Genomic DNA, 11,459 nt, shown 5'->3' with positions numbered 1-11,459 from the left:
TGTCATAATGAATGTACAACATGATACTATACATTCATTACAATATGTTAGCAAGTGATATTTTAGTGACGTTCATAAGAAATTAAGATTCATTTATACTTTTTCCTAATTCTTTTTAAACATCAATTTTTAGTAAAAAAACCTGCTGAATTTCAGCAGGTTTCAAATTGTTACTATAGATTACTATGAGAAGTGTACTTCGTCAATTTATTCTTGAAAATGAAAGGTAGCTATATCACTCTGTTGAGATAGACGGATCAGCCTGCTCTTTTTTCGGGATAATTTCAAAAAATTGGTGCTGCATATCATCGAGTAACGGTGTTAATAAAGCAACTTCTTCGTATTGCTCATGCTCATTTAATACACGAATATAATCTAGCAATAACTCAGTCACATCTTGCGCACCATTTTTACTAATTGGTTGTAATGTAACATTCGCTCCTTTTGCGATTCTTCTTTTTAAAGCCTGTTCAGTTAAACCTAAGCTTAAATCATGACGTAAATAAACAACACCGCCAGTCATACCAGCACAGATCCATGGACCAGGATCCCCTAAAACAAGCGCTCGCCCATTTGTCATATATTCAAAAGCAAAACCTTTAATATTAGAGTATGCACCTATATTGCCTTGTTCTTTTTCGCGGAGTGGCTTTGTCATGCGCCCTCCAATTATCATGTCTGCTCCAGAGAGGCGGATACCAGCGCGAGCATCAGCGTTACCTTGCACGTATAGCGCTCCTTTTTGTGCACCGTATCCAAAACCTTTTCCGACAGAACCGTTATAATATGTGCCGTCTTTTCCTTTTGCTTTCGTTATATAAATACCACCACCAAAGGAAGTTTTACCAATGCCATCTTGTGCACCGCCATTTACGTGTATAAATAAGTTCTCACTATTGTAAGCACCTAATCCATTTCCAGGAATAGAGCCATTCGTATACTTTAATGTAAGTGGTTCAAGCTTCGTGTCTTCATATAATTTACTACGAACGCGATAGCAAGATTCTAGACCACCCATAACGCGTTGCTCTACGCCAACGCCTACTAATTCTTTCGAATGAGGGGAATGAACTGTTTCAAATTGTGTTTCCGGTACGTCTTCTGTTTTTGTGACAGATGGATGTTCTATCGTTTGTAGTAAATTACATAAGTCTAATAAATTTTCACCTCGAACTTGTTCTAATAAATCGGAACGCCCAACAATTTCTTGCAAATTTGTATAACCAAGATTTCCTGTTAATTGTTTTAGTTCTACGCCAAAAGTGGTGAATAAATGTAATAATCCAGCGACGGCGCTATCTAATTCACGTGGGACAAAGCGGCGTAATCCATGTTCTTTCGCCTGAGCTTCAGACTCAATTTGTGTTGCAATTCCAACGTGACAAGTATCTAGATGACATCCGCGGCAAGTTGTACAGCCGATTGCAATCATGGATAATGTACCAAATCCAATACGGTTTGCCCCAAGAAGCATGATTTTCAAGGCGTCATTCACACTTCGAATACCACCGTCTGCCCAAATTTCTACCTTGTGTCTCATATTTGCTTCTAATAAAGCATTGTGAGCGGCTTTCACACCAATTTCTACAGGAAGGCCTACATGTTGCAATGCGTGAATACGTGCGGCACCTGTACCGCCATCAAATCCGCTAATGTTAATAAAATCAGCGCCAGCTTTTGCGATACCGACAGCAATTGTTCCAATGTTAGGGACAACAGGAACTTTTACAGCTACTTTCGCAAGTTGATTGGCGGTTTTAATTTCTGTAATCATTTGAGCTAAATCTTCAATGGAATAAATATCATGGTTGTTAGAAGGTGAAATTAAATCTGAGCCAATTGTAGCGTTACGTGCTTCAGCGATTTTGGCTGTTACTTTTGAACCTGGTAAATGTCCACCTTCACCAGGTTTTGCACCTTGACCAATTTTTATTTCAATTAAGTTTGATGAATTTAGTAGTTCGGCGTTTACACCAAATCGCCCAGATGCAACTTGTTGTCCACGTGTATGTGGATACTTTCCGATCATATCTTTAATTTCTCCGCCTTCACCGTTCAAACTGATCATATTTAGCTGGTCAGCTGCTTCTGCATATGCGCGAAAGGCAACTTCATTTTGAGAACCGAATGACATGGAACTAATAATAAATGGTAAATCATGATTTTGAATGCTGATGGACACTTCTTCAGCCGGAACGATATGTTTTGTTTCTTTCGTTTGAACAAGGTGTCTAATCGCGATTGGATTGTTTTCTTCTAACTCACTTAATTTGTCACGGTAATCATCATAAGAATTTCCTTTTGCGATATCGCCGATTGCTTTCCAAATTCGCGGGAATATATGAAAAGATTTTCGCATTCTAACTTTAGGATCGTTGTAATCATCCGCGCGCATTTGTGCATCTTTAGCAAGTGATGCAAGCGAAAAAGCTAAAGTGTTTGAACCGAGGAAATTCGTAATTTGTAATATGTTTGCGATTTCCTCATGTAATCCGATAGAAGAATAGAGGCGACCGTAACCGCGTAATTCATGAATTCCAATTGTTGAAATGACTTTTTCTAGTCCTTTATTAAGTGCATAATATAAATTCGTAATGGGTGTTTTCGTCCCATCATTTACGGTTGCAAATAATAAATATGGATTAATACTATCTGCTCCTAATCCATACAGTGTGACGATATCGTGTAAGGAGCGAAGGGCACCAGAACGTATAACGAGAGAGCAGTTTCGGCGTAATTTATTTTCGCTTAATACTTGATGTACTTTAGCGGTAACTAAATGCGGATCAATCCATAATCGTTCATTTAGATGAGCGTCGGCATCGTCTATTAATAGTAGGGAAGCTCCATCGTTAACGGCTGTTATCGCTTCAGAACTAATTCGATTTAAGGCGGATTGTAAAGTTTCTGCCGGGCTGAATGTAGCAGAGATTGTAGCGATAGAGCTGTGAGTATTGAATAGCTGTATAAGTTGTTCGTACGTAATTGTTTGTAATTCCTCTGCAATAGTTTGTGCTACACTTCCTTCTAAAATAACGGGGGAAAGCATCTCAACTACAAATGGCTGTTTAGCGCCGCTCAATAAACTTGGGCGCTCTCCGAGTATCGTCCGCGTGGAGAAATGTTCGACCTCTCGATCGCGATCGATTGCTGGATTTGTAACAACGGCTACACTTTCCTTAATGAAGTCAGCGATATTTCGTCTATCAGTATCGAGTGCGGCAAGTGGTGAGTCATGCCCAAGTGAGCGAATTGGCTCAACGCCTTTTGTTGCCATCTGTTCAAGAAGCTGAATATGCTCTCGGTCCCATCCGAAAGCAACGTATTGCTTCGTTTCAACTTGCATAGAATCACATAATCCCGAGATTTCTTTCGTTTCAGGGATAGATAAGTTTAAATGATAACCTTTCGTATCCACTCGTTTTTTAAAACGGTTATATACTTGAGCTTGGTAGTCATCGTATTCGTAGAGTACAAGCTCATCTTGTTCATTCCACTTTAGGCCGACTTTTTCTCCAGGAGCGAGTGGTTTTGGTTCTGCTACATATTCAGTTGGTGATACAACTCCAGGTTCCGAAGAGAAAATATAAGAGCTTTCTGTTTCAACTTTCCATACTGGTCGTAGTCCCAGGGAATCAACGCTGAAAACAGCTTCATCTTTATAACGTGAAATAATGCCAGCTGGACCTTGCGCAAAATGGCCCCAAGCTTCACGTATATACGTATATAAATCTTGTAAATGTGGTTCATAAAGTTTAATTTCATTAATAATTGGTGGGAATAGTATGTCCATTGCTTCAAATAAACTGTAGTCGTATTGAACAAGTAGAGTTTCTAAGGTGCGGTTTAAATCTTGGGAGTCACTGCCCCCGGCAGTAAGTGGAACATGGATCATTTCAGCTTGATCGCGTAATTTTGCAATTGTGTTAATTTCACCATTATGTCCGAGAACGCTAAATGGTTGTACACGAAAAAAATTAGATAATGTATTAGTAGAATAGCGATTATGTCCAAGTGTCATAGTTGAAGCGATAAGTGGATGTTGTAAATCATTGTAATAGGCAACAAGTGTATCCCCAGCACCTAGAACTTTATATACAACATGGTCACGACTTAAAGAAGCAACATGAATCGCTTCGTTTTCCTCTATTTTAATCGTTACTGAAAATAATGTTTGCTCAATATGTTTAACTTCATTTTCCGCGATAAGAGCAACTTGCCAAAATAAAGGTTCTTCTTGTTTACCAAGTGGACCGAGTGCATCGGAATTTATTACGTCGTCACTTTCGAAAATCATAGTGAAATTTTCGTTATTTAATTGCGTACGAATATGATTCTTTAAATTAACTATATTTGCATTTTTGTTTAGAAAAAAATGTCCAACGATAAAGTGGGGATGATCCACGATCGTTGGATTATATCCGCTACTTTTTAGTTTTTCATTCCAAAGTGCTTTTGGGACATCAATGTGAATGCCGATTCCATCTCCTTCACCATTAATGAAGCCAGCCCGATGATTCATTTTGACTAGTGATTGTATACAAAGGTCAATGTTTTCTTTTGTAGGAAATTTTCGTTTCTCCATAACGGAAACGATTCCACACGCATCGTGTTCTGCATTTTTATAACCTCGAAATAAAGACGGTGTCCATGTATTTGTTTTATTGAGCATCCGTCAATCCCCCCTCTTATTGAAGTTTGAATAATCTTACTATTTAAGGCGTGAGCAGCCTTGTATACAAGGATAGTAAGGATATAAAAGAAAAATTAAACAGATAATTATGAATAATTATACTATTAATGAGGGATTTATGAAATAGAAAAAAGGAAAAAAGAAAGATGTGTTTTCTTTTTTCCTTGTAATGACGGGATTATTTATCCGCCGCTAAAGCAGCAAATGCTCTGCCTACAGCTTCGATTGTATATTCAATATCTTCTTTTGTATGTTCTGTCGTTAAGAACCATGCCTCATATTTCGAAGGTGCTAAGTTAACTCCTTCTTGCAGCATAAGCTTGAAGAATTTACCGAACATTTCACCGTCTGTATCTTGTGCTGCATCGTAATCTTCAATTGTATTTGTTGTGAAATATACAGTTAAAGCACCTTTTAGTCGGTTTAATGTAATATCGATATTATGTTTTGTAGCTTGCTCTAAAATTCCCTTTTCAAGCATCGCACCAAGTTCATCTAATTTCTCATAAAGCCCTTCTTGTTGAAGAACTTCTAGACAAGCAATACCAGATGCCATAGAAGCAGGATTTCCTGCCATTGTACCAGCTTGATATGCAGGTCCAAGCGGGGCAACTTGTTCCATAATTTCTTTCTTACCACCGTAAGCACCGATCGGAAGTCCGCCGCCAATAACTTTACCAAGCGCTGTTAAGTCTGGTGTTACGCCAAGTAAGTCTTGAGCACCACCGTACATGAAGCGGAAAGCAGTAATAACTTCATCATAAATTACTAGTGCGCCAGCTTCGTGAACAAGTTCATTCACTTTCTCAAGGAAGCCAGGTTTTGGCTCTACAATACCGAAGTTTCCAACAATCGGTTCTACAAGGATAGCTGCTACTTCATGTCCCCATTTATCTAATGCTTCTTTTAAAGTTTCTACATTATTAAATGGAACGGTAATAACTTCTTGAGCGATACTTTGTGGTACACCGGCTGAGTCAGGAGTTCCTAGCGTAGAAGGGCCTGATCCAGCTGCTACAAGTACTAAATCAGAATGACCGTGGTAACAACCAGCGAATTTCATAATTTTTGTGCGGCCTGTGTAAGCACGAGCGACACGAATTGTTGTCATTACTGATTCAGTACCAGAGTTTACGAAGCGGACTTTATCTAATGCAGGCATTGCTTCTTTTAACATTTTTGCAAATTTTACTTCTAGCGCTGTTGGTGTTCCGTAAAGTACACCATTTTCAGCAGCTGTTGTAATTGCTTTTGTAATGTGCGGGTGAGCATGTCCAGTAATAATAGGACCGTATGCTGCTAAATAATCGATATATTTATTTCCGTCTACATCCCAGAAATAAGCACCTTTTCCACGTTCCATAGCAACAGGAGCGCCACCGCCAACTGCTTTAAAAGAACGAGAAGGACTATTAACGCCGCCAACGATATGTTCTAAAGCTTCTTTATGTAATGCTTCTGATTTTGTGAATTTCACTACAATTCATCTCCTTACAAAAATCTATGTATTATTCTAACATGTTTTTCGAAAAGACGTATTGTTTGTGATAGAGAAGGCAGTTGGGTAAACTATTCGTTGTGACATTTAGGAAGGGGGTCCGGTTATGAAATCGGTAATTGAGGTACAAGGATTACGTAAAGAGTTTACAGCCTATTCAAGTCGTCCGGGTTTAAAGGGTGCATTTCGCGATTTATTAAATCGTAATTATAAAATAGTACCAGCAGTAAATGACGTATCTTTTACTGTGAAACAAGGTGAAATGGTTGGGTATATTGGTGAGAATGGTGCCGGTAAATCAACGACAATTAAAATGCTTACGGGGATTTTGACTCCGACATCAGGAGAGATTTTAGTAAATGGGATGAACCCACATAAGCAGAGAGAAGAATTTGTAAGAACAATTGGTGTTGTTTTCGGTCAACGCTCGCAACTTTGGTGGGATATTGCTGTACAAGAATCGTTTCGTTTATTAAAAAAGGTGTACGGTGTATCAGACGCTCAGTATAAAGAGCATATGGAGCACGTAATTGAAACGTTAGATATTGGTCCTTTATTAGATAAGCCAGTTCGAAAGTTATCTCTTGGTCAAAGAATGCGTTGTGAATTAGCGGCAGCATTAATTCATAATCCGCCATTATTATTTTTAGATGAACCTACAATTGGGTTAGATGTTCTTGTGAAATTGAAAATACGTGAATTTTTAAAAGAAATGAATGAGCGTTATAAAACAACAATTTTATTAACAACCCATGATATTACTGATATTGAAGCTTTATGTGAGCGCGTTATCATGCTGGATGAAGGGAATATTATGTATGACGGTTCTTTAAATAATCTTCGTACGCAGTGGGGAGCGGAGAAGGAAATACATTTTCAATTTATTGCACCAGTTTCCTATCAGGCTTTATCAATGGTTATGCCAGATAGTCATGTCGTTTGGGCGAAAGCGAAAGAGGAAAACGCGTGGGTTGCAAAAATACCGAATGAAGAAGTTATCATTTCAATGCTTATTTCTAAAGTAGTACAAGCATTTCAAATTAAAGATTTAAAAATTAACGAAGTGTCTACAGAGGAAATCATTCGTAACATTTATGAAGAAGGTATTAAACATGGGTAAGTATATTGAAATGATTCGGATTCGCTTTTTAATGATGCTTGCGTATCGTACAAACTATTATAGCGGGATTTTAATTTATACAATTAATATCGGTGCGTATTATTTTTTATGGCAAGCAATTTATAGCGGAAAAGAGAATATTGAAAGTTTATCTATTTCGCAAATGACTACGTATATCGCAATTGCGTGGATGGCACGTGCCTTTTATTTTAATAATATAGACAGGGAAATTGCGATGGAAATTCAAGAAGGACGTGTAGCGGTAGAACTGATTCGTCCATATAACTATTTAGGGATGAAAGTAATGCAAGGTCTCGGTGAAGGGATATTTCGTTTTGCCTTCTTTTCAATTCCAGGTATGGTTATCGTTACTTTATTATTTTCATTGCAAATTACAACGAATTTTCAAACGTGGTTATATTTCTTCTTATCTTTAATATTTAGTTTTATTATTAATACACAAATTAATTTAATGACGGGAATGCTCACGTTCTTCCTATTTAATAATAGTGGAATTATGTATGCAAAACGTGTTGTTATTGATTTATTTTCAGGTCTATTATTACCAATTAGCTTTTATCCGTTATGGGCTCAGAAGGCAATGGTATTTTTACCGTTTCAGGCCATTAGTTATATTCCGAGTATGATTTTTTCAGAAGGTATACAAGGAAGTAAATTGTATGAGGCATTATTATTCCAAGTAATTTGGGCAATTGTACTTATTATTCCAATTGTACTCATGTGGAGAACGGCGAGAAAACGTCTAATTGTACAAGGGGGATGATGAGATGATATATATAAACCTATTTTTACAATATGCAAGCCAATATATAAAAACAAAATTGGAGTATCGGGGCGATTTTATCGTTGGATTACTTTCTGATTTATCACTGCAGGCTGTTAATTTAATCTTTATTCTCGTTGTGTTTGGACATACGCAAGCATTAAAAGGCTGGAGTAGAGAAGAAGTTATCTTTATTTATGGTTTCTTTTTAGTACCGTTTGCCATTTTCTCAGCTTTCTTTAACATATGGGACTTTAATGATCGTTACATTATTAAAGGAGAAATGGATCGTATATTAACGAGACCGATTCATAGTTTATTTCAAATTATATTAGAAAGAATGGAACTTGAATCTTTAATTGGAGCGATTACAGGAGTGATTGTAATGGGATATGCAGCAGTGGAGCTGCAATTATCTTTTTACTGGTACGATTTTTTCTTATTCTTACTGATGGTAGGAGGGGGAGCTCTTGTATACGGAGGGATATTTGTTACGCTTGCAAGTCTTGGTTTTTGGTCGGATGCGAAAAGTTCAATTATGCCGCTAATGTATAACATAGGTAACTATGGTCGCTATCCTGTTAACATTTATAATCGTGTGATTCGCTTCATTTTAACGTTTGTATTACCATTTGCGTTTGTCGGAGTGTATCCAGCAGCATACTTTTTAAGAAAAACAGAGTGGAATAGCTATGCATTTGCAACACCATTCGTTGGTGTTATCTGTTTTACGATTGCAATTACTCTTTGGAATCAAGGGGTAAAAAGGTACCGTGGTGCTGGGAATTAATTATAGAAGCTTGTTTGTTTCTAAGGGATAAATCCAATGGCTGTCTCATACATATAAAATGAGGTGGAGGACATGTTATGGGGATTTATTCTATTAATTGCAGCAATTGCTATTTTGAGAAGTGTCCAATTGTTATGGAGTTCATATTCAGATTCTAGGCGTTTCTTTTCGCTTTATAATTTAGCCTCCCTATTTCTAATTTATACAACGGTATTAATTGCGTTTGGGTTAAGTTATGTTGTATTAGAAGAAATGGGCTTTGCAGTTTTGAAAGAAGATGGAGAAAGCTTGCATGCCCAATCTTTTCAACTTGTAGAAATTTGCTTATATTTTAGCGCAGTTACTTTATTGTCCGTTGGGTACGGTGACATAGCTCCGATTGGAATAGGGAGATGGATTGCGATTGCAGAAGCGCTAATTGGATATACATTACCGTTTGCTTTTGTCATGAGATCTGTAATAGACAATGAAAAATAAGATTGCATTTGATATAGTAAAAGAAAAGAGTAGGAGTGATAACAATGATCACAGTAGGAGAAATGGCTCCAGAATTTACATTAGAGGGAAGTAACGGGGAACAAGTTCGCTTAGCGGATTTTCGTGGTAAAAATGTAGTTCTATATTTTTATCCGAAAGATATGACTCCAGGATGTACAACTGAAGCATGTGATTTTCGAGATGCATATGGATTATTTCAAGAGAAAGATACAGTTATTCTTGGCGTAAGTCCTGATTCAGCGAACAGACATCTGAAATTCATTGAGAAGCATGAACTTCCATTTGTACTTTTAGTAGATGAAGATCATCAGGTAGCAGAATTGTACGATGTTTGGAAATTGAAAAAGAACTTTGGAAAAGAGTACATGGGAATCGAACGTTCTACATTCCTTATTAATAAAGACGGTGAGCTTGTAAAAGAATGGCGTAAAGTGAAAGTGAAAGGACATATTGAGGATGTTCTTTCTTATATAAAGTAAATTCACTGCGGAGATAAAATATATAGAAGTAAGGCGAGTGTCTATACATATTTTATCGTCTTACATAAAGTGAAGTGTAGGGCATACCTCCTCAGATGATAGTATTCCAAGTGCGATTATGTCGCACTTTTTTTCTATGTAAATGTATAGAAAATGGGGAAAGATATATAAGAATAAGGTTATATACAAAAATAAACCACATACTTATAGTAGAAATATTGACGATTTATAAGAAAAGGAGTACACTCTTTATAAGAATTATAAAATAATAATCCGTATAGAATCGGGGTGCATGACGGTGGTCAAAGAAGAATTAAAAGAAGCGCTAGAAATGCTGAAAAATACGGGTGTACGCATTACTCCACAGCGTCATGCTATTTTAGAGTACCTTGTGGAATCTATGACGCACCCAACAGCGGATGACATTTATAAAGCATTAGAAGGTAAGTTTCCAAATATGAGTGTTGCAACTGTTTATAATAACTTACGTGTATTTAAAGAGGTTGGACTTGTAAAGGAATTAACTTATGGAGACGCTTCAAGTAGATTTGATTATGTTACAAGTCAACATTATCATGTGATTTGCGAAAAATGTGGTAAGATTGTTGATTTTCCTTATGGAGGTTTGGAACAGCTTGAAGAGGAAGCTGCGAAAACGACAGGCTTCGTTATTAATAGTCATCGCTTAGAAATTTATGGCGTTTGTCCAGAGTGTCATAAGGCGTAATATATAATAAAGAAAGAGGCTGACGGCTTTACGTCAACCTCTTTCTTTATTATATATGGGAATTGCATTAGGTTCAGGAGGATTTAAAATGTTCAGTGAAGAACCTAATTTAATTAAGGATACATACAAAAGGTGATTTCTTGGTTAAGAAATCACCTTTTACTGTTTAGTTTTGTAAGGCTACATTGTCCCCGTATATACCTATGATTTATAGCTCTTCTTATTATATTTCTCATCAAATTCTTTTCCTTCTAGATTTCGATCCATTGTTAAAGGCTGGTTGCAATGCATACATGCGTCGACACGACCGAGCATTTTTGTTGGCTTATCGCAGCTTGGACAAATAATTTGTACAGTTTTAGTAGATAACATGCCAATCCAAAAGTAAACGACAGTACTAGCGATAACAGCTAAGAAGCCAACCATCATAAATGTTGTCATAATAATAATGTTTTCGCGGAAAAAGACTCCTAAGTATGCAATGAAGAGGCCGATAAATACTAAACTTAATGCAAAGGTCCGGATTTTATTGATTTTGTTTGAATACTTAATGCTCATTCTCACCACGCTCCTATAACAATAATATAACATAAAATTTAGAATTTTCACTCGTTCGGAAACATGATAAAGTGATAAGATATGAAATGCGGAGTGTGATAAAGAATGAAGGGAGATTATAATGATTTTTTGAAACATGTTTTAAAGGATTTAACGGGATGTGAAATTTTTTTATAAAAAGTATTGACCCTGTATGTACTGCATGATATATTAATAACCGTCGCTGATGCGGAAACGCAGAAAACGACAAAAAAGAAATTGAAAAACTTAGTTGACATCGAAAAACGAAGATGTTAACATAAGGAAGTCGCA

General features: G+C 36.8%; 9 protein-coding genes. 6 read left to right on the top strand and 3 right to left on the bottom strand.

Annotation, left to right across the window (positions count from 1 at the left end):
* Nucleotides 1–235: 235 nt before the first annotated feature.
* Both MR113_RS25355 and hemL read right to left on the bottom strand, forming a co-directional pair.
* Nucleotides 236–4,672 (bottom strand): glutamate synthase-related protein, encoded by a 4,437-nt coding sequence (locus MR113_RS25355; protein WP_242257269.1) that lies wholly within the window; start codon nt 4,670–4,672, stop codon nt 236–238.
* 199 nt (nt 4,673–4,871) lie between these two features.
* Nucleotides 4,872–6,170 carry a glutamate-1-semialdehyde-2,1-aminomutase gene (hemL, locus tag MR113_RS25350; RefSeq protein WP_141435072.1) on the bottom strand — a complete coding sequence of 433 codons (1,299 nt, stop codon included), beginning with the start codon at nt 6,168–6,170 and terminating at the stop codon, nt 4,872–4,874.
* Nucleotides 6,171–6,297: 127 nt separating this feature from the next.
* Between hemL and MR113_RS25345 the strand changes: the two genes are divergently transcribed.
* From MR113_RS25345 to perR, 6 genes are all read left to right on the top strand, one after another.
* Nucleotides 6,298–7,311 carry an ABC transporter ATP-binding protein gene (locus MR113_RS25345; protein WP_061676756.1) on the top strand — a complete coding sequence of 338 codons (1,014 nt, stop codon included), beginning with the start codon at nt 6,298–6,300 and terminating at the stop codon, nt 7,309–7,311.
* Nucleotides 7,304–8,095, top strand: a complete 792-nt coding sequence (locus tag MR113_RS25340; protein WP_000521523.1) for an ABC transporter permease — start codon at nt 7,304–7,306, stop codon at nt 8,093–8,095. Before MR113_RS25345 ends, MR113_RS25340 begins: the two co-directional genes overlap by 8 nt.
* A 4-nt stretch (nt 8,096–8,099) precedes the next feature.
* Nucleotides 8,100–8,885 carry an ABC transporter permease gene (locus MR113_RS25335; RefSeq protein ID WP_242257268.1) on the top strand — a complete coding sequence of 262 codons (786 nt, stop codon included), beginning with the start codon at nt 8,100–8,102 and terminating at the stop codon, nt 8,883–8,885.
* Between the two features lie 72 nt (nt 8,886–8,957).
* Entirely contained in the window at nt 8,958–9,362 is a 405-nt protein-coding gene (locus MR113_RS25330) for a potassium channel family protein (RefSeq protein ID WP_000964347.1), read from the top strand.
* A 44-nt stretch (nt 9,363–9,406) separates the two neighbouring features.
* Nucleotides 9,407–9,862, top strand: coding sequence for a thioredoxin-dependent thiol peroxidase (gene bcp, locus MR113_RS25325; protein ID WP_098238087.1), 456 nt, complete (start codon nt 9,407–9,409; stop codon nt 9,860–9,862).
* Nucleotides 9,863–10,160: 298 nt separating this feature from the next.
* A complete protein-coding gene (gene perR, locus MR113_RS25320; protein WP_000237831.1) occupies nt 10,161–10,589 on the top strand; it encodes a peroxide-responsive transcriptional repressor PerR in 429 nt (142 codons plus the stop codon).
* 201 nt (nt 10,590–10,790) lie between these two features.
* On the opposite strand, the gene MR113_RS25315 is transcribed toward perR, so the two are convergent.
* Nucleotides 10,791–11,147, bottom strand: coding sequence for a YgzB family protein (locus tag MR113_RS25315; RefSeq protein ID WP_000025063.1), 357 nt, complete (start codon nt 11,145–11,147; stop codon nt 10,791–10,793).
* Nucleotides 11,148–11,459 lie beyond the last annotated feature (312 nt).

The organism is Bacillus cereus group sp. BfR-BA-01379 (assembly GCF_022663605.1).
Lineage (GTDB): Bacteria > Bacillota > Bacilli > Bacillales > Bacillaceae_G > Bacillus_A > Bacillus_A mobilis.
The sequence above is the reverse complement of the archived record's forward strand: the minus strand, read 5'-3'. Positions and strand labels throughout refer to the sequence as shown.